General features: G+C 74.8%; 12 protein-coding genes and 3 pseudogenes. 7 read left to right on the top strand and 8 right to left on the bottom strand.

The features are described 5' to 3' along the window. Nucleotides 1-131: 131 nt before the first annotated feature. Nucleotides 132-1,619 (bottom strand): sensor histidine kinase, encoded by a 1,488-nt coding sequence (locus D476_RS0104410; RefSeq protein WP_017622763.1) that lies wholly within the window; start codon nucleotides 1,617-1,619, stop codon nucleotides 132-134. Then, a pseudogene (locus D476_RS32060) lies at nucleotides 1,620-2,335 on the bottom strand (response regulator transcription factor). It abuts the gene before it with no gap. A gap of 397 nt (nucleotides 2,336-2,732) precedes the next feature. Here D476_RS32060 and D476_RS0104420 point away from each other — a divergent pair. The 3 genes and pseudogenes from D476_RS0104420 to D476_RS38740 all read left to right on the top strand — a co-directional run. Beyond that, nucleotides 2,733-3,521, top strand: a complete 789-nt coding sequence (locus D476_RS0104420) for an exodeoxyribonuclease III (protein ID WP_192826352.1) — start codon at nucleotides 2,733-2,735, stop codon at nucleotides 3,519-3,521. Between the two features lie 111 nt (nucleotides 3,522-3,632). Further along, nucleotides 3,633-4,262 (top strand): annotated as a pseudogene (locus D476_RS38735) (PfkB family carbohydrate kinase); the annotation flags it as partial. A 67-nt stretch (nucleotides 4,263-4,329) separates the two neighbouring features. Beyond that, a pseudogene (locus D476_RS38740) lies at nucleotides 4,330-4,698 on the top strand (PfkB family carbohydrate kinase); the annotation flags it as partial. A 430-nt stretch (nucleotides 4,699-5,128) separates the two neighbouring features. On the opposite strand, the gene D476_RS0104430 reads toward D476_RS38740, so the two are convergent. Beyond that, the gene (locus D476_RS0104430; RefSeq protein ID WP_017622767.1) at nucleotides 5,129-5,755 is read right to left on the bottom strand and encodes a YceI family protein; all 627 of its coding nucleotides are present in this window, start codon (nucleotides 5,753-5,755) and stop codon (nucleotides 5,129-5,131) included. Between the two features lie 1,242 nt (nucleotides 5,756-6,997). Here D476_RS0104430 and D476_RS35435 point away from each other — a divergent pair. After that, nucleotides 6,998-7,750, top strand: a complete 753-nt coding sequence (locus D476_RS35435) for a hypothetical protein (RefSeq protein WP_017622768.1) — start codon at nucleotides 6,998-7,000, stop codon at nucleotides 7,748-7,750. A gap of 822 nt (nucleotides 7,751-8,572) precedes the next feature. On the opposite strand, the gene argS is transcribed toward D476_RS35435, so the two are convergent. After that, nucleotides 8,573-10,309 (bottom strand): arginine--tRNA ligase, encoded by a 1,737-nt coding sequence (gene argS, locus D476_RS0104440; RefSeq protein ID WP_017622769.1) that lies wholly within the window; start codon nucleotides 10,307-10,309, stop codon nucleotides 8,573-8,575. Nucleotides 10,310-12,496: 2,187 nt separating this feature from the next. Next, entirely contained in the window at nucleotides 12,497-13,591 is a 1,095-nt protein-coding gene (plsX, locus tag D476_RS0104450; protein ID WP_017622771.1) for a phosphate acyltransferase PlsX, read from the bottom strand. A gap of 372 nt (nucleotides 13,592-13,963) precedes the next feature. Between plsX and D476_RS0104455 the strand changes: the two genes are divergently transcribed. After that, nucleotides 13,964-15,304, top strand: coding sequence for a KamA family radical SAM protein (locus tag D476_RS0104455; RefSeq protein WP_017622772.1), 1,341 nt, complete (start codon nucleotides 13,964-13,966; stop codon nucleotides 15,302-15,304). Between the two features lie 90 nt (nucleotides 15,305-15,394). On the opposite strand, the gene D476_RS0104460 is transcribed toward D476_RS0104455, so the two are convergent. Then, on the bottom strand, nucleotides 15,395-17,020 hold the full coding sequence (locus D476_RS0104460) for a DHA2 family efflux MFS transporter permease subunit (RefSeq protein WP_017622773.1): 1,626 nt from the start codon (nucleotides 17,018-17,020) through the stop codon (nucleotides 15,395-15,397). A gap of 578 nt (nucleotides 17,021-17,598) precedes the next feature. Here D476_RS0104460 and D476_RS32085 point away from each other — a divergent pair. Continuing rightward, nucleotides 17,599-18,636 carry an ROK family glucokinase gene (locus D476_RS32085; RefSeq protein WP_017622774.1) on the top strand — a complete coding sequence of 346 codons (1,038 nt, stop codon included), beginning with the start codon at nucleotides 17,599-17,601 and terminating at the stop codon, nucleotides 18,634-18,636. A gap of 841 nt (nucleotides 18,637-19,477) precedes the next feature. On the opposite strand, the gene D476_RS38395 is transcribed toward D476_RS32085, so the two are convergent. Continuing rightward, on the bottom strand, nucleotides 19,478-19,960 hold the full coding sequence (locus tag D476_RS38395) for a hypothetical protein (RefSeq protein WP_017622776.1): 483 nt from the start codon (nucleotides 19,958-19,960) through the stop codon (nucleotides 19,478-19,480). A gap of 274 nt (nucleotides 19,961-20,234) precedes the next feature. Here D476_RS38395 and D476_RS32095 point away from each other — a divergent pair, with 274 nt between their 5' ends. Further along, a complete protein-coding gene (locus D476_RS32095; RefSeq protein WP_083939411.1) occupies nucleotides 20,235-21,779 on the top strand; it encodes an APC family permease in 1,545 nt (514 codons plus the stop codon). Nucleotides 21,780-21,858: 79 nt separating this feature from the next. Here D476_RS32095 and D476_RS0104485 read toward each other — a convergent pair whose 3' ends face one another. Continuing rightward, nucleotides 21,859-22,614, bottom strand: a complete 756-nt coding sequence (locus D476_RS0104485; protein ID WP_017622778.1) for a CTP synthase C-terminal region-related (seleno)protein — start codon at nucleotides 22,612-22,614, stop codon at nucleotides 21,859-21,861. Nucleotide 22,615 lies beyond the last annotated feature (1 nt).

Here is a 22,615-nt window from a genome sequence, read left to right on the forward strand (position 1 = left end):
GTGGATGGAGTATGGCCTCCATCACACCCGTACCCGCGGGTAGGTCCGACCACGCCTCGCCCCGGGGCCCGGCCGCCGGTCGAACCGCCGCCGGGTCTCCGACGCCCCTGCCCGGTCCCAGGCCGGCTCCGTCAGGGGGCCTGGTCGCGCCCCTCCGGGCGCGCCGGGGGCTCCGGCGCCCCCGGCCGCTCCGGGCGCCTCGTCCGATTCGGCTCCTCGTCCGTGTGCTCCGGTGCGAACGGAAAGCGCACCGTGACCTCCGTGCCCGCGCCGGGGGCCGAGGTGATGCCCGCGTCGCCGCCGTGCGCCGCGGCGATGGCCGCGACGATGGACAGCCCCAGCCCGCTGCCGCCGCCGGGGGAGCGGGTGCCCCGGTGGAACCGGTCGAAGGCGCGGTCCAGGTCCTCGGCGCCCATCCCGGGCCCCGAGTCGCGCACCCGCAGCGCCGCGTACGGACCGGCCGTGCCCAGCCGCACCTCCAACCGTGTGCCCTCAGGGGTGTGCTCGGCCGCGTTGGCCAGCAGGTTGGCCACGACCTGCCGGAACCGGGCCTCGTCGACCCGGCACTCCAGCTCCTGCGGGGCGTGCAGCTCCACCGGGCGCTCCGGGTGCACCACCCGGTGGTCCTCGACCATGTCGCGGACCACCCGCACCAGGTCGCAGGAGTCCAGGTGCAGCGAACCGGTGCGGTCCAGCCGGGCCAGCTCCAGCAGCTCGGCCACCAGGGTGCCCATCCGCTCGGCCTCGCCCTCGATGCGGCGCATCGCCCCGGACAGCTCCTCCTCGGGGATGGCGCCCTGGCGGCACAGCTCGGCGTAGCCGCGGATGGTGGTCAGCGGGGTGCGCAGCTCGTGCGAGGCGTCGGCGGCGAACGCCCGCACCCGCTCCTCCGAGGCGCGCTGCGCGGCGAAGGCCTGCTCCAGCCGCCCCAGCATGGTGTTGATCGCCGATGCCAGCCGCCCCACCTCGCTGCCGCCCTCGGCCACGGGCATCCGCGCCGACAGGTCCGAGCCGGTGGAGATGCGGTCGGCGGTGGTGGCCATGCGGTCCAGCGGGTCCAGGCCGCGGCCGATCAGCCAGCGCCCGGCCAGCAGCAGGCCGCCCAGCAGCAGCACCGCGGTGACCAGCTGGGTGAGCACCAGGCTCCAGGAGTACTCCTCGCGCTCGTTGGTGGGCACCGCGGTGACCATCAGCGCCTCGCCGCGCTGGCGCACCGTGGCCCGGTAGGGCGGCACGGCGGACTCCCGGCCGTCCAGGTCGAAGACCTCCTGGGAGAGGGACAGGCGGCGCAGCTCGCGCAGCGGCACCTCGCCCAGGCGGTCCAGCACCACGTCGTCGCGCTCCAGGTCGCCGTAGACCTGGTTCACCCGCCCCGAGGACCGGTCCACCAGCACCACCAGGTAGGGGGAGGGGCTGGGGGCCTCCACGCCCACCGGCGGGGTGTCGTTGTCCAGCCGCACCATGGCCCGCTCGGCGGCCAGCACCACCTGGTCGTCGATCCGGTCGGTGATGTAGCCGCGCAGCGTGATGAACCCGACCACGAGCGTCACCAGCAGCCCGGCGGCGGTGACCGCGACCAGGCCGACCAGCAGCCGGAAGCGCAGCCGCCCGGGAGCCATCTAGGCGCCGTCCGGGGACTGCAGGACGTACCCCACGCCGCGGCGGGTGCGGATCAGCGGCGGGCCCAGCGGGTCCAGCTTGCGGCGCAGGTAGCTGACGTAGGTCTCGACGATCTGCGACTGCCCGGCGTAGTCCCAGCCCCACACGTTCTCCAGGAGCTGGCTCCGGGTGACCACCTGCCCGGCGTTGTGCACCAGGAAGGCCAGGAGCCGGAACTCGGTGGGGGACAGCTCCACCGGGACACCGGCGCGCTCCACGCTCCACTGGCGGTCGTCCAGCACCAGGTCGGCGTAGCGCAGTTGGCCGCTGTGGTCGCGCACGGCGGCCCCGGCCCCGGCCGGGTCGCGGCGGGCGCGGCGGAGCAGGGCGCGGATCCGGGCGACCAGCGCCTCCACCGAGAAGGGCTTGGTGACGTAGTCGTCGCCGCCGAGGGTCAGCCCGGTCACCGTGTCGGCGGGGGTGTCCCGCGCGGTCAGGTAGATCACCGGCACGTCGTCGCCGTCCTCCCGGAGCTTGCGGCACACCTCGAAGCCGCTGATGTCCGGGAGCAGTACGTCCAGCAGGATCAGGTCGGGCCGGGCGCGGCGGGGGGGGGGGGGGGNTCGGCGGCGTCGACGGCGAAACCGTGGAACTGCAGCGCCGCCCGGACGAGGTCCCGGATGTTCGGCTCGTCGTCGATGACGAGGATGCGGTGGGTGGGGGCGTCGTCGGTCATGGCTCGCTACCTCGGTGGGGCCGCACGGGTTCGGGTCCGGCTCCCCATGATGCCGCAGGTGCGGGGCGCCTCCGGCGTCCGGCGGGAGGGGCGCGGGTGCGGGCCGCGGCGGTGGAGCGGGCGCGGGTGCGGGCGCGGTTCGCGGCAGCGGGGCGGGCGCTGGCGGGACGACGGTGAACCAGGCGGCGGAACCGTGCGTCGTACAGATGGAGGGCGTGCGCCCCCGCGGCGCACGGACCGGACGGGCGGGCGGGGCCGGTGCGGAGGACGGCCGCACCGGACCCGCCCACTGCCCGAACTATGGCAGCGCCGGGGCGCCTTGTCCTCCCCGACACTCTCCCGCCCCGCCGTTCTGCCGCATCCGGCCATGTCGTCCCGGAGCACTAGGCTGGTCGCCGTGCGAATCGCTACCTGGAACGTCAACAGCATGAGGGCCCGCAAGGACAGGGTCGCGGCCTGGCTGGAGCGCAGCGACGTCGACGTGGTCGCCGTCCAGGAGACCAAGTGCCGGGAGGAGCAGTTCCCGGGCGGCGTCTTCACCGAGGCCGGATACGAGGTCGCCCACTACGGCCTCTCCCAGTGGAACGGCGTCGCCATCGCCTCGCGCGTCGGCCTGGACGACGTGCAGACCTCGTTCCCCGGCCAGCCCGGGTGGGGCGACCCGGAGCAGGTCGAGGCGCGGGCGATCTCCGCGGTGTGCGGGGGCGTGCGGGTGTGGAGCCTGTACGTGCCCAACGGGCGGGAGATCGACGACCCCCACTACGACTACAAGCTGCGCTGGCTGGAGGCGCTGCGCGCGGACGGCGCCGCGCGCCTGGCCGAGGACCCGCGGGCGCAGATCGCGTTCTGCGGGGACTTCAACGTCGCCCCGCAGGACGACGACGTGTGGGACATGGAGGCCTTCGAGGGCAAGACCCACGTCACCGACAAGGAGCGGGCCGCCTTCACCGCCCTGAACGACGCCGGGTTCACCGACGTCGCGCGCGCCTACACGCCGGGGCCCGGCGTGTACACGTTCTGGGACTACCAGAACCTGTCCTTCCCCAAGAAGAAGGGGATGCGGATCGACTTCGTGCTCGCCTCGCCCGAACTGGCCGGGCGGGTGACGGGTGCGCGGATCGACCGGGAGGAGCGCAAGGGCAAGGGCGCCTCGGACCACGCCCCGGTCATCGTCGAGACCGACTGAGGGAACTGAGGGACTGGTCGGGGTCGGCTGACGGTCCGGTGGGGAGCGGCCGAGGGGCCGGTCGGGGTCGGCTGAGGTCCCGACCCGTCGGACCTGGGTAGAGTCGGCTCCGTGACATCGACATCCGGAAACGTCCCGCGCATCGCGGTGTACGGCAGCATCAACATGGACCTGGTCGCCTACGTGCCGGTGCGTCCGGCCAGCGGGGAGACCGTGGCGGGCACCGAGTTCCGCCAGGTTCCCGGCGGCAAGGGCGGCAACCAGGCGATCGCCGCGGCGCGGGCCGGCGGGGACACGGCCTTCCTCGGTGCCGTGGGCGACGACCCGTTCGGCGTGCAGATGCGCAGTGCCCTGGTGGACTCGGGGGTCGACGCCTCCGAGCTGCGCACCGTGCCCGGTGCGTCCGGGGTGGCGCACATCGTGGTCGAGGGCGACGGGGCCAACTCCATCATCGTGGTCCCCGGCGCCAACGCCGCGATGACCGGGATCACCGAGTCCGAGCGGCGTGTGCTGGCCGGGTGCGACGCCCTGCTGCTGCAGCTGGAGCTTCCGATGGAGGGCGTGGTCGCCGCGGCCCGCGCCGCCCGCGAGGCGGGGGTGCGCACCGTGCTCACCCCGGCCCCGGCCCGGGAGCTGCCCGACGAGCTGCTGGACCTGGTCGACCTGCTGGTGCCCAACCAGCACGAGGCGGCGGCGGTCACCGGTGAGCAGGACCCGCGCCGCGCCCTGGAGGCGCTGCTGCGGCGGGNGGCGCACCGTGCTCACCCCGGCCCCGGCCCGGGGGCTGCCCGACGAGCTGCTGGACCTGGTCGACCTGCTGGTGCCCAACCAGCACGAGGCGGCGGCGGTCACCGGTGAGCAGGACCCGCGCCGCGCCCTGGAGGCGCTGCTGCGGCGGGTGCCGGAGGCGGTGGTCACGCTCGGCGGGGACGGGTCGCTGCACGGCGAGCGCGGCGGCGAGCCGGTGCTCGTGCCCTCGCGCCCGGTCGAGGCGGTGGACACGACGGCGGCCGGGGACACCTTCTGCGGCGCGTTCGCGGTCGCCCGCGCGGAGGGGCGGGACGCCAAGGAGAGCATGGAGTTCGCGGCCGCGGCGGCGGCGCTGTCGGTGCAGCGGCAGGGCGCCAGCACGTCGATGCCCCGTCGTGCGGAGATCGAGGCGCTGCTGGCCGGCTAGGGCCGTGGGTGCCGGGGCGGTGGGGCGCCGGGGGCCGCGATGCACTGAGCGCGAGGCACTGAGGCGGGGCGGTACCTGCGGTACCTGCGGAATCTGCCGGACCTGCAGATGTGCGTGGCCGTCGTCGTAGGCGGGGCGCGGTCGGGGCCGCGGCACCGCGGTCCCGGCTTGTCGGCCTGCCTGTTGCTGATTGTCGGCCGCCGGACGGGGCGATTGCCCGAGGCCGACTCTGGTCAGGGTTTTCGGCCGGGCCTTCGCGGCGACTGTTCGGCCCGGCCGTGTCTTCGTCCTCGCCGCTCCGCCGTGGTCTCCCCCGTGGTGTCCCCGTGGTGCCGTGGCCGCATCCGGCCTGATCGCGCCGATCCGGTCGCTCGGCGCCGGGCGGGGGTCGGACGGAGGCCGGGCGAGGGCGGCGCCGCCGCACGTGCGGCTACTGGAAGTGGCCGATCTGGCGGAGCCACTCGGTCGGGTCGGCGTTCTGGACCCGGACCTCCAGCACGATGTCGACGGTGTCGCCGATGACGCGGGTGCCCCATGCGGTCGGGCCCACATCGGCGATGCCGAAGTCGGACAGGGCGATCGAGCCGTTGGCGGCGAAGAAGTGCGCCTGGATGCCTTCGGGGTCCTGCAGGTCGGGGGCCTGGCCGCCCCACTGGCAGTCCAGCTCCAGGGGCCGGGTGGCGCCGTGCAGGGTCAGGTCCCCGTACATCCGGAAGGCGTTGCGCCCGCGGCCGCGCGGCTCCAGCGCGGTCGAGGTGAAGCGCATCCGCGGGTGGGTGTCGGTGTCGAGCAGGTCGGGGGAGCGCAGGTGGGCGTCGCGGGCCTGCACGCCGGTGTTCAGGCTGGCGGTGCGCACGGTCACGTCGACCTTGGAGGCGAGTGGGTCCTCGGCGACGTCGACGGTCCCCCAGGCGTCGCCGAAGGTGCCCTGGACCCGGCCGAACCCCAGGTAGCGCGCGACGAAGATGATGCAGGAGTGGGCGGGGTCGACGTACCAGGTCCCCGGCTCGGGCTGCGGCGGCCGCGCATCGGGCGGCGGCCCGGCATCGTGCACCATGTCTGATTCCCCCTGTTAACTCCGTTTTGCCGGGTTCCAGGCTAAACCCCGTGGATGCGTGGCGCCCAGCACACCCGGCGGGTGTCGGGCGCGCCCACCGACCAACGGGTACCGGGCGGCGCTGTCGGTGTGCTTTCACCCTCCTTCCACCTGTTCCCCCTGGTGTCCGCCCCTGTCGTATTCCTCACACGCCCGGCGGGCGGATCGTGCCCGATCGTCCGCGGGTGCGGGGGATGGGGGAGAGCGGGGGCGGATGGGTAGGGTGGGCCGGGTATCGCGGAGTGCGAGCGGTTGTTTACAGTTCCTTCCGGAACCCCTCCCCAGCGCCTTCCCGGGCCGACATGTTCGGCCCTCCCCACCCCGGAGCGCGTGATCCCCATGACCGGAGACCCCAGCAGCACACGGCCATTCGAGCCTGACGACCCTGACGGGTACGGCGAGCAGGCCGTGCCCGGTGAGCGTGCTGCCCGCGACGGGCGCGGCGCGCGCGGTGGGCACGCAGCCCCTGGAGCGTCGGGCGGCCCCGGTGCGGCTGGTGTGGCCGGTGCGGCCGCGTCGGGGACTGCACCTGAGTCGGGCTCCGTGCCCGCGCCGGGCGAGCGCCCGCGCGGCGGCGCGGCGGGGGCGTCCACCGGCGGTTTCGCCTACGATGTCCCCGTCTATGACGTTCCGCTCGGCCCTGTCGGCGGCGGATCCGCGGCGACGACCGCGGACGGGATGCGGGCGGGCGTACCCATCGAGCCCCAGGGCGTGCACAGTGGCAACGGCGCTCACGGCGGGCGCGGTGCTCACGGCGCTCATGGTGCGCACGGCCGGGAGCACGGGGTCACCGGTCGGATGCAGGGCGGCGACTTCTCCTACGAGGTTCCTCCCGAGGAGTCCGGTCACGAGTCCGCGGCGGCCCCCAAGGGCGGCGCCCCTGCGGATCGGGCCGGTGGCTCTGCTGAGGCGCCGACGGACGACGCGACGACGGCGTTCGGGGCTGCGCCGCCTGCTCCGTCCGCTGGGAGGATCCGTGGTGCGGTCCCCGGTGCGTCGCCGAGTGGGGCGCACCGCGCCGAAGCGCCGCGGGGTGCTCCGGCGGGCCCCGACGGCGGTGCCCCCGAGGCTCCGACGGCTGAGGAGACGATGGCCTTAAGGCCTACGCCGCCCGGTGGCGGTATTCGCCGTGCCGTCCCCGGCGCTGCGCCAGGTGAAGCCCGCGGTGCGGCCCCGCAGCCGGACATCCCTCCTGACGACGCGTTGGAGAGCCTCTGGGCCGTCGGCGGTTCCGGTGCGGATGACGCGGGGTCCGCTCCGACCGGCGCGTTCGATGCCGCCGCCCCGGCCACGGGCCTCCTGCCTCCCCTTCACGAGGGCGGACTCGACGCCGCACCTTCCGCCGACGGCTCGGATCCGCCGCAGGCGTGGGACGGGGTCGGCGACACCGGACCGCAGGACGCCTGGGACGGCGATGCGCAGATGTCCCGGTCCGAGCGCCGCAGGGTCGAGCGGCGCCGGTCGCGCAACCGGAAGGTCGCCGCGGGCGCGGTGACCGCCGTGCTGGCCGTCGGCGCCATCACCGCGGTGGGGGCCGGGCTGTCCAAGGCCCAGCCGGAGATCGGTGTGGACGACCCTCCGGCCCCTACCGGCATGCCCGACACGGAGACCACCGGTGGCGGGGGGCCGTCCGGAACCGGCGGCGCCGACCGCCCGGAGGCATCGTCCGAGGCGCGGACCGGGGTGGCGGAAGGCGCCGAGTCCGGGAACGCGCCCGCGGCGCCGGACTCCGGGCGCCCGGACTCGGCCGGTGGCGGGGCCGCTCCGGACCGGGGCGGTGACCGGTCCCAGCGCCCGACGCGGGAGCCGGGTCCGCCGACCGGGCAGCCCGGTCGGCCCACCTCGGACCCGGAGCCGCCCGACCCCGAACCCACCGAGCCGGAACCGTCCCCCGACCCCCAGCCGACGGGCTCGCCGGATCCCGGAGAGTCGAACGCCGCGCCGTACGTCTACTGACAACGGGCCTTCGCCGGAGGCGGCGCCGACAAGGGGCGGCGGCTTTTGCCGGAGCGTTGTCGGCCGTCGGGCGTGTGCGTGGTCGCTGTGGTGGGCGGCGACGGCGGGTGCGGGGCGGTTCCCCGGCCTTGCTTGCCGTCCGGCGGGTATCTCGTGGTCCGGGAGGGCGGCGCGGCACCGGGGTTCGTGGTTTTCGGCGCCCGGGGAGGCCGCGGGGCCTGCACGGCGAGATTCTACGGGGTCGTGACCTGGGTAAATACTCCGCGTTAGGTGCGGGTGGAGGCGGGGAGCGCGCCCAGCGGCGTCCCCGGCGGCCCCGAGGTGACGAAGACCGCGATTCCAGAACAGGTTCTCGGAACGGAATGCCCTGTTCCTGCCCGATTGGGGTGTCCGGATCGGGTGTGGGGGTGGACGCGGGGTCGCCCGGGCGTCTCCGCCGGGCTTCCGGAGGCCACGCGGGGCCGATATCGGCTACACACGGTGATGCCGGGCCCGGCAATCGGCCCGGGTGTTCCGTTTAGGGGCCTTTTGGCGCCGAATCGCGTTCACATATCGCGATGAACGCAGGTCCGCACCGTCCGTCGGGCTGCCCGGGCCGTCGAACAGGGCGCGGGAGGCGCCCCGGCGCCCGGGGAACCGGGTGAACCGGACGCCTGGGCCGGGAGTCTGGGATACCCGGTGGTTCGGGCGTCCTCCGGGGTGGGGCTCGACGGAAACTGTTCCAGATAGTGATACATCGGTACCGATATGTGGCCATCCAGGGGTGATCTCGGGGAAGCCGGCCGGTACGGGCCGGCTTCCCCGAGATCGACGCGGGGGCGGCTACATCTGCTCCGGTGCGCGGACGCCCAGCAGGTCGAGGCCCTGGACGAGGATGCGCAGCGCCGCCGCGCACAGTGCCAGCCGGGATGCGCGCCGCTCCTCGGAGTCGGCGGTCAGCACCGGGCAGTGCTCGTAGAACGTCGTCAGCTCCTGCGCCAGGTCGAACAGGTACCCGCACAGCCGGTGCGGCTCCAGGCTGTCGCCGACCAGCGCCACGGTCGGGCCGAAGCCCAGCAGGCGCAGCGCCAGGTCGCGCTCGGCCTTCTCGCCGATGCTGATCGCCCCGGCGGCGGCCTCCTCCGGTGCCACCCCGCCCTTGCGGAAGATGGACCGCAGGCGCGCCTGGGCGTACTGCAGGTAGGGGCCGGTGTTGCCGGTGAGCGCCAGCATCCGGTCGAAGTCGAAGACGTACTCGGTGTCGTGCGACACCGACAGGTCGGCGTACTTGACCGCGCCGATGCCCACCTCGCGGGCGATGTGCGCGCGGGTCCCGGCGTCCAGGTCGGGGCGGTTCTCCTCGACCACCGCCGAGGCGCGCTGCACCGCCTCGTCGAGCAGCTCCATCAGCCGGATCGGCTTGCCGCTCCGGGTGCGCAGGATCTTGCCGTCGGACCCGAGCACGTTGCCGATCTGCACGTGGACCGGCTCGGTGCCCTCCGGCACCCACCCGGCCTTGCGGGCGGTCTCCCACACCATCCGGAAGTGCAGGTTCTGCGGGGCCCCGACGACGTAGAGCACGCGGTCGGCCTCCAGCTCCCGGGCGCGGTAGCGGATGGTGGCCAGGTCGGTGGTGGCGTAGCCGTAGCCGCCGTCGCTCTTGCGGATGATCAGCGGAACCGGCTTGCCCTCGCGGCCGGTGTAGCCGTCGAGGAAGACGCACAGCGCGCCCTCGCTCATCACCGCCAGCCCCTGGTCCTCCAGCTCCTGGCACACGCCTTCGAGCATGTCGTTGTACATGCTCTCGCCGGCCAGGTCGCCGTCGGTGAGGGTGACCTCCAGGGTCGAGTAGACCCGGTTGAAGTAGGCCTTGGACAGCTCGATGAGCTCGCGCCAGATCTCCAGCGTGCCCTCGTCCCCGGCCTGCAGGGACACCACCCGCTTGCGGGCGCGCTCGGCGAACTCCTCGGAGCCGTCGAACTTGGCCTTGGCGGCCTGGTAGAAGGCGTTCGGGTCGCTCTTGAGCAGTTCGGCCTCGGCGGAGGTGTCGCCCACGTCGAGCAGGTGCTCGATGAGCATGCCGAACGGGGTGCCCCAGTCGCCGACATGGTTCTGCCGGATGACGTTGTGCCCGAGGAACTCCAGGGTGCGGGCCAGGGCGTCGCCGACCACGGTCGTGCGCAGGTGCCCGACGTGCATCTCCTTGGCGACGTTGGGCGCGGAGTAGTCGATCGGGATGTTCTGCCGCCGCTGCAGCGGCGTGCCCAGGCGCGCGTCGTCGAGCAGGGCGCGGGCCTGCGCGGCGATCCAGTCGTCGCGCAGGGTCAGGTTCACGAAGCCGGGGCCGCTGATCTCGACCTCGCGGCACAGGTCGTCGGCGTCCAAGTGCTCGACGATCTGCGCCGCGACCTCTCGCGGCTTTCGCCCCAGACGCTTGGCCAGCGCGAGCGCGGCGTTGGCCTGGTAGTCGGCGAACTGGGACGGGCGGATGACGGGGTCGGCGTCGGCGTACTCGGGGCCGAAGGCGGCACCGAGGGCGGACTGGACCCGTTGCGCGAGGATCTCTTGCGGGTCGGCCATGGGTAAAGCCTACCGACAGCACTCACCTGGATGGCCTGACCTGCACAGACGTGCTCAGGGGCGGGAGATGGGGGCCTCGTCGGGGCGCGACGGGGCGCGGGCGGTGCGCCAGAGGGCCCACCACGCGGCGGCGGTGGCCAGCCCGACGGCGGCGTACCAGGGCGCCCGCCACCAGGACGGGGGAGCGTGGGCGGAGGGCGAGGCGCCGTCCGGTGGCGGGACGGGGCGGGGGTGTTCGCCTCCGGCCGTGAGGGACCACACCAGGAACGCGTCGCCGACCGGGACGGCGCCGCCGAGGTAGCGGCGCTCGCCGCCGAGCCCGACCGGCAGGCCCCGCNGCCTCGGCGAAGCCGGTGAGCGCGGCGGCCGCGGCGGTGTCGCCGTAGACCACGGTGTTGCCGAGGGCGACCGTGCTGGCCGACGCCGACAGGCCCAGGATGAGCGGTCCAGAGTCGACGTCGCCGGGGGAGTCGTCGCCGCGGGGGTACTCGCGCACGCCGGGCAGCGGGCCGTAGGGGGAGGCGAACTCCTCCTGGAACGCGGCGCGGTCGCGGGCGGCCCACACCGGGTCGATGTCGGGCAGGAAGCGCAGCAGCATCGCCTGCGAGCTGCCCCGGGCGACCTCGGCGGGGGCGCCGGTGGCGGCGTCGACCCGGTGCGGGAGGAGGCCGGTGGCCGGGTCGGTGCGGTCGGCCGCGGCGTCCTGCCAGGCGGCGAGGACGGCGTCGTGGTCGCCGGTCCCGCGCACCCGGGCGTCCCGGGCGAGGGCGGCCGCGGCGACCACGCTGTCCACCGGCCAGGCCTGGCCGGGGTAGGCCTCCAGGAAGGGGGTGCCCCGGTCGAGGGAGGCGGCGAAGGCGTCGCGGAGTTCGGCGGTGTCCTCCTCCAGGCGGGCGGCCTCGGCGGGGGCGGCGTCTGGGCCCCCGGCGAGTTCGACGATGCGGACCCGCAGGTAGGTGCTCCAGCCCGCGTGGAAGACGCCGTGGGCGGGGTCGGCGTCGGCGGGGAAGGGGGCGGCGCCCTCGGGGGAGTCGAGGCGGTCCAGCGCCCACCGGGCCTCGCGCAGGGAGGTGTCGCGGCGGTCGGGGTCGAGGGTGCCGGTGTTGGCCTGGGCGAGGCCGTAGAGGACGTGGGTGAAGAAGTACCCCTCGGGGAAGAGCGCCTGCATGTCCCCGCCTGCGCCGCTGTGGAGGGCGGAGCGCAGGAATGCGAGCCGTGGGGCGGCGTCGGCGGCGACGGCCTCGGGGGCGCGCTCCAGTGGTGAGGGGGTGTGCGCCCGCACGGCGGAGACGGCGGCGAACGCGGTCACGGCGAGTGCGAGGAGGAGCGCGGCGACCACCCCGGCCAGGCGCGCGGGGGAGTACCGGCGACCGACGCGAGGGGGGCGCGGGGAGGCGGAGGCGACCATGCGGCCGATGCTAAGGGGGCTGCGGTGCCACCCCGCCTCAGGAGTCCCGCCTCGTCCGGTCGTGGAAGGGCCCGCCCACGGGGGACATCGGGCGGAACGGCTGGTGCCAGGCTCGTGGGCCCAGGCCGGACGGCGGGCCGCCGGAGTGTGAAGTGGCAGGCGGCGAGGAAGGCCGACCGGCCCTCGCGACGGCGCCGCCGACCGCACGGAGTGCGCGGGGCCGTTGTGTGGGTCCGATCCGGGAAAATCGCGCACGGGTTCGGCCGTTCGGGCATCGAGCGTGGCGAAAAGGTCACTCCAGAGCGGATCGGGTGGTGGAACCATCTCCCCCAGCGCCTCCGGACCGGCCGCGGAACCCGAAGCTGCACGCTCCTCGGACCCGGCGCACCACGCCGCGGCCCCGGGCACGGGAACCGACCGGGCCCGGGCATCCCTGCCCACCACTGTCGCCGCCCATGACAACGACCACCCGCACGCCCGCCGCCCGATGACGCTGCCGCGAGGGCCGCTGCCCTTCGTCGTCGGTGCCTTCTCCCTGACGCTCCGGTGGCCCGCCGCCCGGCCGGGGCCCGTGAGCGGGGTACCTGCCCAGCCGCCTACCCGGACCGCGAGGGGCCGGGCGGACGGCAGGCGCGGCCCGGGAGCCGCCCCGCTCACTCCGTCGCCGCCGAACCACACCGACCATGAACACTCCGTGCCATCGAACGACGCCGCCGCACGGGTCGCCGACGTCCCGACTGAGCCCCCCTGGTCAGACACCCTCGCTCGAACGTCTCCGCTCAGTGGTCGTCGGGGTGGCCCAGCCGGTGCAGCCATCCCGTGCTGCGGCCCGGTGGGGTCACCCGGCGCCTGATCTGGTCCACGATCCTGCCCGCGGCCAGGTCCGCCGCGAGCATGCACGCCCGTTCGATGCCCCGGGCGCGGCTCGCCCCGTGGGCGATCACCACCGTCCCGTTCAAGCCCAGCAGCACCGCCCCTCCGGTGCTCTCGCTGTCCAGGCTCTCCCGCAGCCCCCGCAGGGCCTTGCGCTGGAGCAGCGCCCCCGCCCGGGCGCGGCGGGTGGAGGTCAGCGCGTCGTGCACCGCATCGAAGGCGAAGCGCACCGTCCCCTCGACGGTCTTCAGCGCCACGTTCCCGGTGAAGCCGTCGGTCACCACCACGTCCACCTCTCCGGAGAGCAGCTCGTGGCCCTCGATGTGCCCCCGGTAGTCCAGCCGTGGCGGCTCGGTGGCCGTCGCGGCCAGCAGCTCGGAGCTCTTGCGCGCCAACCGGTTGCCCTTGCCCGGCTCGGCGCCGATGGTCAGCATGCCCACGCGCGGCTCGGCCACCCCGTGCGCCGTGTGCGCGTAGGCGGCGCCCAGGTGCGCGAACTGCACCAGCATCTCCGGCTTGGCGTCGGCGTTGGCCCCCGCGTCCAGCAGCACCGTGGGGTGGGGCCGCGTCGGCAGCACGACCGCCAGCGCCGCCCGCAGCACCCCCGGCTGGGTCCGCAGCCGCACCGTGGACGTGGCCACCACGCCCCCGGTCGACCCGGCCGACACCAGCGCCGACGCGTCCCCCTGCCGGATCAGCTTGCACGCCACCGCGACGCTGGAGCGGGGGCGCCGCCAGCTCGCCAGCGCCCCCTCGTTCATCGCCAGGGTGTCCTCGGCGTGCACCACCGGCACCTCCCCGGCCGCGCCGTGCTCGGCCAGCAGGCCGGTGAGCTCGGCGAGCCGCCCCACGAGCACGACCCGCATCCCGTGCTCGCGCACCGCGGCCACCGCACCGGCCACCGCCTCGGCGGGGCCGTGGTCGCCGCCCATGGCGTCCAGGGCGATGACGGGGCCGCCGCGCGGCGGCCCGGCCGTCCCCGCGGGTCCGGCTTGGTTCACGTGTGGATCCTCACTGCTCCGCCGGGGTTCGGCGGTCGCCCGCCGTGCCCCGGTCCGACGTCTTCTCGCACGTGGTGGGGGGTGTGCCCGCCCCCGGGGCAAGCGTATGCCTCGGGGGCTCCGGGCGCGCGGGGCGCCCCCGGTCGTCCGAGGTCAGGAGGGGATTTGTGGAAAGTGGGTAAGAATCAGCGAAGATCGGGTATATCGGACCGCTGGTCAGGAGGGTGACCACTCCGGGCCCGACAACCGATATGAGATCTCGCCGGGCGCCCCCGCTCTGCCGGGGGCGTCCGGATCAGGCCTGCCCTGCCGACCGCGGGGCGCCTGCCGCACCCTGAAGGGAGACGCGTGAGCTTGACGCAAGACGCGGCTATGTCCCCGTCCGCGGGACGTCGCTTCCGTGCCTACACCTCGAAGCACCTGGACGAGTTGACGGCGCGGGCCGGCCTCGGCGAGGACGAGCGGCTCGCCGTTCGCGCCGTCGCCACGGTGCTGCCGTTCCGGGTGAACAGCTACGTCATCGACGAGCTGATCGACTGGGACGCCGCCCCCGACGATCCGATCTACCGGCTCGTCTTCCCGCAGGCGGACATGCTGCCCGCCGAGGACGTGGCCCGGATGGCCGATCTTCTGCGCCAGGACGCGCCGAGGAAGGAGATCAACGCGGCCGCCAACGAGGTGCGGGCCAAACTCAACCCGCACCCCGCCGGCCAGATGGATCTCAACGTGCCCAAGGTCGACGGGCAGGACCCGCTGGAGGGGATGCAGCACAAGTACCGCGAGACGGTGCTGTTCTTCCCCAAGCAGGGGCAGACCTGCCACGCCTACTGCACCTACTGCTTCCGGTGGGCGCAGTTCGTGGGCGAGCCCGACCTGAAGTTCGCCTCCGGGGAGGTGGACCACCTGGTCCGCTACCTCAAGGAGAACCCGCAGGTCACCAGTGTCCTCTTCACCGGTGGCGACCCGATGATCATGGGCGAGGGGGTGATCTCCAAGTACATCGAGCCGCTGCTGGAGGTCGAGACCCTGGAGTCCATCCGGATCGGGACCAAGGCGCTGGCCTACTGGCCGCAGCGGTTCGTCACCGACCCGGACGCCGACGACACGCTGCGGCTGTTCGAGAAGGTCGAGGCGTCCGGGAAGAACCTGGCCTTCATGGCCCACTTCAGCCACCCCAAGGAGCTCGAACCCGAGCTGGTGCAGGAGGCCGTGCGGCGGATCCGCTCCACCGGCGCGATCATCCGCACCCAGGCGCCGCTGATCCGCACGATCAACGACGACCCGAAGGTCTGGGAGCACATGTGGCGCACCCAGCTCCGGATGGGCATGGTGCCCTACTACATGTTCGTCGAGCGCGACACCGGCCCGCAGGACTACTTCGCGGTGCCGCTGGCCCGCGCCTACGACATCTTCCGGGACGCCTACAAGAACGTCTCGGGGCTGGCCCGCACCGTGCGCGGCCCGTCGATGTCGGCCACACCGGGCAAGGTGTGCGTGGACGGCGTCACCGAGATCGCCGGTGAGAAGGTGTTCATGCTCCACTTCATCCAGGCGCGCGACCCGGAGCTGGTGGGCAAGCCGTTCTTCGCCAAGTACGACGAGAAGGCGGCCTGGCTCTTCGACCTGGAGCCCGCCCTCGGCGCGACCCACTTCCCCTACGAGGAGGCCCCGCCCGCGGACGTCTCCGCGCTGGTGGACCCCGCCCGCGCCTGACCGGGGGCCGGACACCGCGAACAGGACGCCGACCCGGGGCGCCCCGCCCGTTCCGTGCGAGCGGGGCGCCCTGCCGGGGCCGACGAGGGCTCAGTCCTGTGACGGCCGCCGCGCCGCCGCGGGGGAGGGCCTGCCCTGCGGCCCGCGCATGTTGCGGGAGAAGGCGGTGGCCACCAGCCCGGCGGCCATCGCCCCCACCGCCACCCAGCCGACCTCGCGGAAGGTGTCGGTGAAGGCGTGCGAGAAGACCTGCCCGGCCAGCTCGGCCATGCGGTCGGCCGCCGCCCCGGACATGCCCTCGGGCGGCGTCGGCGGTGCCGGGCCGCCCAGCTCCACCCCGGCGCCGTGCTCGGGCTCGACCGCCGTGATGAACGCTTCGCGGTGCTCCGGCGGCAGCGCGTCGGCGGCCGTGCGCGCCTCGCGCACCGTGTTCGCCGCCAGCGACGCCTGCATCAGCGCCCCCACAACGGCGCCGCCCAGCACCGACCCGAGCTGCCTCAGGGTGTTGAGCACCCCCGAGGCGGCCCCGGCCATGCGCGGATCGACCCGGTACATGGCCAGCGCGTTCATCGGCCCGAACACCGAGGCCACCGCCAGTCCCATCAGGGTCAGCGGCAGCGCGAACTCCCACCACCGCGAGTCCGGCCGGGCGCCCAGCAGCAGCCACCCCAGCCCGCCGCAGAACAGTGCGAACCCGCCCATCAGCAGGTACTTGCCGCCCAGCCGGTCGACCCACCGGCCCACCACCGGCGCGGCCACCATGGACAGCACCGACATGGGCGCCATCGTCAGCCCCGCCGCCAGCGCGGTCATCCCCAGGGCCGACTGCAGGTAGATGGTGAACAGCAGGGAGTGCCCGATCATCGTCACCGACACCAGGGCGGCGTTGAGGCTCATCAGGCTGAAGTTGCGGTCGGCGAACAGCCCGAACGGCACCAGCGGGTCGCGGCCCTGCCGTGCGCGCTGCTGCGCGATCAGGGCGGCGAACAGCACGGCGCTCAGGGCGAACAGCAGCGGGATGCTGATCGGCCCGTAGACCGTCCCCCAGCCGAAGCGCTCCCCCTCGACCAGGGCGAAGGCGAGCAGCCCGAGGGCGCCGGTGGCCAGCGCCACCCCGGCGGGGTCGAACCTCGGGCGGCGCTCGGGCTCGGGGTCGGGCGGGATGAGCACCGCCCCCAGCACCAGGGCGACCGCACCGAAGGGGATGTTGACGAAGAAGATGAACCGCCAGTCGAAGGCGGTCACCAGCAGCCCGCCCAGCGTCGGCCCGGCGACCGTGGCCAGGCCCGCCACCGCGCCCCACACGCCCATGGCGGTGCCGCGCCGCTCCGGCGGGAAGACCCGCACCAGCAGGGCCATGGTCTGGGGCATCATCACCGCCGCGCCGACCCCCTGCACCGCGCGGGCGGCGATCAGCCATCCGGCGCCGGGGGCCAGCCCGCACAGCACCGAGGCGGAGGTGAACGCGGCGACCCCGACCAGGAAGAGGCGGCGCTGGCCGTAGAGGTCGCCCAGCCGCCCGGCGGTGATGATCAGGACCGCCAGGGCGAGGGTGTAGACGTTGACCACCCACAGGACCTCGTCGGCGGCCGCGCCCAGGCGCCGGATCATGTCCGGGATCGCGATGTTGACGATCGTCAGGTCCAGCAGGGTCATGAAGAACCCCAGGCACAGGGCGGCGAGGACGGCCCACGGGTTGCCCCTGATCGAACGCATTCGGCCCCTTCCTGCGCGGACCCGGTCATCCTATGTGCGCAGGCCCGGCTGGTCCGGGCGAATCCGGCCGAATCCGGCGCGCCGCGCGCGGGGTCGGGGACGGGGCGCGGCCGAGGGCCGGGGAACCGTGCCGCTGCCTTGGGGGACCCGCCGCCGTCCTCCCCCCGCCCGCGGAGGCCCCCGCGCTCCGGGGCACCGCCCGCGGCGCGCAGGCCGTCCTCGATCCCTTCCAGGGAGCGGCCGCGGGTCTGGGGGATGCCGGACCGGGCGAACGCGATCGCCCCCGGCCCCGCCACCGCGAGCGGGAAGAACGCAGTGGTGGTGCCGCCCCCCGCCGCCAACGGGGCGGGAGGGCCGGGCCCACCGCGAGGTGTCGGCGGATGGGTTCGTCGGGTCAGGGCTCCGGCCGGAGCGGGTTCATGGGTGGGGGCGCGGCGCTGTCGGACGCCCCACACGGAGCTGTGATGGGCGCCCCAGCGCTGACGGAAGGTCGGCAGCGCACCGGGCCTTGTCAAGACAAGTGCACATCAGGACCAACGGCCCGACCGGGGGTGCGGCGGCGGTAAAGTGGGCAGGCCATGGCACTGAGAAGCAGGGGGCGTCGGCGCGGGCTCGTCATCGGCGTCGACATCGGGGGCACCAAGGTCGCCGCAGGGGTGGTCAACCCGGCGGGGCGGGTGCTGGCCCGCGGGCGCGCGCAGACCCCCAACCGCAGCAAGAGCCCCAAGGTGGTCGAGGACACCATCGCCGGGGTCGTCGACGAGCTGCGCCGGGAGTACCCGGTGACCGCGGTCGGCGTGGGCGCGGCCGGGTTCGTCGACCGGAGCCGCTCCTCGGTGCTGTTCGCCCCGCACCTGTCGTGGCGCGGGGAGCCGCTGCGCACCGCCCTGACCGCCCGCCTGGGGCTGCCGGTGGCGGTGGAGAACGACGCCAACGCCTCGGCCTGGGCGGAGATGCGGCTGGGCGCCGGGCGCGGGTCCTCCGACGCGGTGGTGGTGAACCTGGGCACCGGCATCGGCGGCGCCGTGGTGCTGGACGGGGCGCTGTACCGGGGGCGGCACGGCATCGCCGGGGAGTTCGGGCACATGGCGGTGGTGCAGGACGGGCACCGCTGCGAGTGCGGCAACCGGGGGTGCTGGGAGCAGTACGCCAGCGGCAACGCGGTCACCCGCGAGGCGCGCGAGCTGGCGGCGGCCGACTCGCCGGTGGCCCGCGGGCTGCTGCAGGCGGTCGGCGGCGACCCGTCGCGCATCACCGGCCCACTCGTCGCCGAGCTGGCGGCGGAGGGCGACCGCGCGTGCGTGGAGGTGCTGGAGGACGTCGGCCGGTGGCTGGGCAAGGGCCTGGCCGACCTGGCGGCCGCCTTCGACCCGGAGGTGTTCGTGATCGGCGGCGGGGTGTCCGAATGCGGCGACCTGCTCCTGGGCCCGGCGCGCACGGCCTACCGCAGGCACCTGACGGGGCGGGGGTACCGCCCCGAGGCGAGGATCGTCCGGGCGCAGCTCGGCAACGAGGCGGGCCTGGTCGGCGCCGCGCTGCTGGCCAGGGAGGAACCGCCGCAGAGATTCCGCGGCGTAGGGCGCACCTCCCGCGCCCCCCGCCGGAGGCCCCGCTAGATCGTCGACGGGCGATCGCTGAACCGGCTGCGGACACGGCGAAGGGCGCCCATGGTCTGACCGCACTCTACGTCCATCTGGACGGCCACGCCCTGCCCTCCGCCCGAAAACCGGCCCGCCGGGGGCGTCCCCGGCTGCTCACCGACGCCGAACTCGTCCGCGTGGCCATCGCCCGAGTCCTGCTCGGATGCGACTCCGAACGCCGGGGGATACGCACCGCCCCGGCCCTGCACGCAGCGGCGATCTAGGCGAGTTTCTCGGGTCGGGTCCGTAGCGAGCGGCGTCCAGGGGCGGTCATCGCAAGGCCGCTGTGCTCCCGAAATGCAGGAGGAGTCGGCCTGGGCGCGCTGTCGACCGATGAGAACGCGGCGAGGGCCGTGCCTGGGCGCCGCGTAGTAGGGCCTGATCCGAGGAACACGCCCGAGCCCTCGGCCCCTGTCCCTCTCGGCGGTCGATGCCGGGGGCGGTGGGCGTAGGGGCCCCGGGCCATGCTCGCCATCGGCCGAGCCCGCGGCACGGGTGGGCGGCTCGGCTGGTACCCCGTTCACGGCCCTGGGCCGCCCGCCTCTGTCGTCGCTGCCCTTTTCCCTGCATTCCGGACGGGGCCGGTGGGCTGGGTACCCGCTGTGCCGTCGTCTTCCCGGACCGCGAGGAACCCGCCGCCCGGCGGGTGGGGTAGGGAAACCGTCCTGCTCACTCCGTCGCCGCCGATCACGGCGACCACGCACACGCCCGCCATTCGACGACGCTGCCGCACGGGGCGCCGACCCCCCCTCCTCGCGGCCTGGCGAAGGGGTCCGAAGCCGACGGGGAGCCGTCGGCCCGGAGGGATATGGCGCCGTTACGGCAGGGCGACCGTCATCGTCTCGCCGCCGTATCCGTTGGCGCTGTCCCGGGCCTCGACGGTCACCTCGTCCGTGCCGTCCGGGATGTCCACGCCGCGCTGGGTCCGCGTGAAGGGCTGTTCGTCCGCATGGTCGTGGGCCAGCACGTGCTCGCCGAAAACGGTGCCGTCCGGCCCCAGCACCCGCCATCCGTCGGCGTACCGTTCGGGCGTGTCATAAGGGGAGCTGATGGTGACGGCGAAGTCGTACCCCGCGTCCCCCTGGGTGACGGTCACGTCGACGACGTCGGGGAAGTCATGGTCCTGCGCCGCACCGTCCTCCGCCTCCCCCGTGGGCGCCGTGTCCGCGGTGTCGGGCGCGTCGGCCGGAGTGCTCGTGCCGCCCTCGGGCGCGGCGGGCGGGGAGGGCTCCGGTCCGGTGCACGCGGCGGCCGCGAGGAGGGCTCCGGCGAGAAGGGCGGTCGTCGGGAAGCGTCCCATGCGGCCGTCCCTACCCCCGCCTCTCCGGCGGCACACCGGACGCCGCCCCACGGTTCGGCGGCACATCGGACCCTGCCCACCGCCGTCCGGGCGGCCCGCTGCGCACCGGGTGGACGCAGGGGGCCGTCCGGGCCGTCCCGATGACGTCCGTTGTGCACCACGGACATACGTTCGCGCATATTGCGCCGTTTCGGGACCTTGATCACTCCCCCGCGGCGGTGGTTTAAAGGTCCCCTGATCACCGTCCCTACCCCCTGAGACGGAGGGGACCTCCATGTCGGACGCCCCGAACACCCCTGACTCCCCAGGAGCCCCCGCATCCCCCGGCCCCTCCGGCGCGCCTGGAGCGCCCGGCGGGTCGGCCGGGCCGCCCGCAGCGGGACAGGACGGCTTCCTGAAGGTCCTCGGCCGCGGCGACGTGCTCGCGCTGGCCTTCGGCGCCATGATCGGCTTCGGCTGGATCGTGCTGACCGGCGACTTCATCGACGCCGCGGGAAGCCTCGGAGCCGCGTTCGCCTTCGTCCTCGGCGGCGTGGTCATCGCCCTGGTCGGGCTCACCTACGCCGAGCTGGTCGCGGCCATGCCCCGGGCGGGCGGCGAACACCACTACGCGCTGCGTGCGCTCGGCGCCCGGGGCGCCTTCACCGCCTCCTGGGCGATGGTGCTCGGCTACGTCTCCGTCGTCGCCTTCGAGGCCGTCGCCGTCCCGCAGACCCTCGGCTACCTGTTCCCCGGCGCGATGGACGCCGGGCACCTGTGGACCGTCGCCGACTACGACGTGTCCGCCGCCCAGGTCGCGGTCGGCGTCCTGGCCGCTGCGGTGATGACCGGCGTGAACTACATCGGCATCCGCCCCGCCGGGGTCTTCCAGACCATCGCCGTGCTGTTCCTGCTGGCGGCGGGCGCGGCCATGGTCGCCGGAGCCGCCGTCGGGGGCTCCGCGTCCACCATGGAGCCGCTGTTCACCGGCGGCGTGGCGGGCATGTTCACGGTCCTGGTGGCGGTGCCGTTCCTGTTCGTCGGGTTCGATGTGATCCCCCAGTCCGCCGGGGAGATCCGGCTGCCGTTCCGGCAGGTCGGCCGGTTGCTCGTGGTCTCGGTGGCCTGCGCGGCCGCCTGGTACGTGATGATCATGCTCACCTCCGGGGCCGCGCTCGGCCCGGAGGAGCTGACCGCCGCCGACCTGGCCTCGGCCGACGCCATGGCGGCGCTGTGGAACAGCCCCGCCATGGGCAACCTGCTGGTCGCCGGGGGCCTGGCCGGGCTGCTCACCAGCTGGAACGCGTTCCTGATCGGGGGTAGCCGCCTGCTGTACGCCATGGCCGAGTCCCGCATGGTCCCCGCCTGGTTCGGGCGCCTGCACCCCCGTTTCCGCACCCCCGGCAACGCACTGCTGTTCATCGGCGCGCTGTCGGTGCTGGCCCCGCTGTTCGGCCGGCCGATGCTGGTGTGGCTGGTGGACGCGGGCGGCGTGAACATCGTCGTCGCCTACATCGTGGTCGCCGTCTCCTTCCTGGTCCTGCGGCGGCGCGAACCGGGCATGGAGCGCCCGTTCCGCACCGCGGCGGGCCCGGCGGTCGGCGTCGCGGCGCTGGTGCTGAGCTTCGGGCTGCTGGCGCTCTACCTGCCGGGCATGCCCGCCGCGCTGGTGTGGCCCTGGGAGTGGGTGATCGTCGGGGCGTGGTGGATCGCCGGGCTGGCGATGATGGCCCGCCTGCCGAAGGTCGCCCCGGGGGCGGACGCCGAGGAGCGCCTGATCGCCGAGATCGAGCGCCGGACCCGGGGGCGGTCGGAACCGGCGGGACCGCCGTCCCGCTGAGGGGCGGTGGGACGCGGGCGCGGGTGGCGGTGTCCCGGCCGGCGCCCGGCCGTGGGCCGGGCGCCGGGGCCCGGAGGGGTCAGCGGACCGGGCCGGGGACGGCGGCCCGCTCGCCCGCCCGTGCGGCGGCCGCCTCGGCGAAGGCGCGCACCACGGGGTGCGGGCGCGGGTCCTTGGCCAGCTCCGGCTGGAACAGGGTGGCCAGGAAGAACGGGTGGCCGTCCAGCTCGGCGACGCGGGCGTGGCCGTCGTCGTTGTGGCCGGTGAACCGCAGCCCGTGCCCGGCGAGCCGCTCGTGGGTGTCGGGGGCCGGGCCGTAGGAGCACTGGTACCGCTCCACCCGGGGCTCCGTCCCCAGGACCCGGGAGGCGAGCGAGCCCGGCGCGCACCGGACCCGCCCCTCCTGGCCCACCAGGGAGCAGGCGAGCGGGGCGATCAGCGGCCGCGCGGCCCCGGGGTCGGACTCGGCGTGCCGGGCGTCGGCCAGGCCGCACACCCCGCGGGCGAACTCCAGGAGCGCGTGCTGGAAGCCGCCGCACGTGCCGAGGAAGGGCACCCCCTGGGTGCGGGCGGCGCGGACGGCGGCGAGCGCGCCCTCCTCGCTCCGGTAGGGGCTGCCGGGGAGGAGCCAGATGCCGTCGAACCTCTCGATGCGCGGGTCGGCGGCCTCCTCGGTGGAGATCCAGTAGGCGTCGGCGAGCAGGCCCTCGTGCCGCCGAAGGCCCTCCAGCAGGGCCGGGACACGGGTGTGGGCGCGCACGTGCGGGGAGCGGTCGGCGACCAGGGCGATGCGGGCGCTCGGCAGGGCCGGGCCCGGAGTGGCGTCTCGGAGCATG

It is taken from the genome of Nocardiopsis chromatogenes YIM 90109 (assembly GCF_000341185.1).
Lineage (GTDB): Bacteria > Actinomycetota > Actinomycetes > Streptosporangiales > Streptosporangiaceae > Nocardiopsis_A > Nocardiopsis_A chromatogenes.

Bases quoted from the DNA above. Each gene is read 5' to 3' on its own strand.
- D476_RS32085 (WP_017622774.1), top strand. From the start codon at position 17,599: ATGGCACTGAGAAGCAGGGGGCGTCGGCGCGGGCTCGTCATCGGCGTC.
- D476_RS0104430 (WP_017622767.1), bottom strand. From the start codon at position 5,755: ATGGTGCACGATGCCGGGCCGCCGCCCGATGCGCGGCCGCCGCAGCCC.
- D476_RS0104485 (WP_017622778.1), bottom strand. From the start codon at position 22,614: ATGCTCCGAGACGCCACTCCGGGCCCGGCCCTGCCGAGCGCCCGCATC.
- argS (WP_017622769.1), bottom strand. From the start codon at position 10,309: ATGGCCGACCCGCAAGAGATCCTCGCGCAACGGGTCCAGTCCGCCCTC.
- D476_RS0104460 (WP_017622773.1), bottom strand. From the start codon at position 17,020: ATGCGTTCGATCAGGGGCAACCCGTGGGCCGTCCTCGCCGCCCTGTGC.
- D476_RS32095 (WP_083939411.1), top strand. From the start codon at position 20,235: ATGTCGGACGCCCCGAACACCCCTGACTCCCCAGGAGCCCCCGCATCC.
- D476_RS38395 (WP_017622776.1), bottom strand. From the start codon at position 19,960: ATGGGACGCTTCCCGACGACCGCCCTTCTCGCCGGAGCCCTCCTCGCG.
- D476_RS0104410 (WP_017622763.1), bottom strand. From the start codon at position 1,619: ATGGCTCCCGGGCGGCTGCGCTTCCGGCTGCTGGTCGGCCTGGTCGCG.
- D476_RS0104455 (WP_017622772.1), top strand. From the start codon at position 13,964: ATGTCCCCGTCCGCGGGACGTCGCTTCCGTGCCTACACCTCGAAGCAC.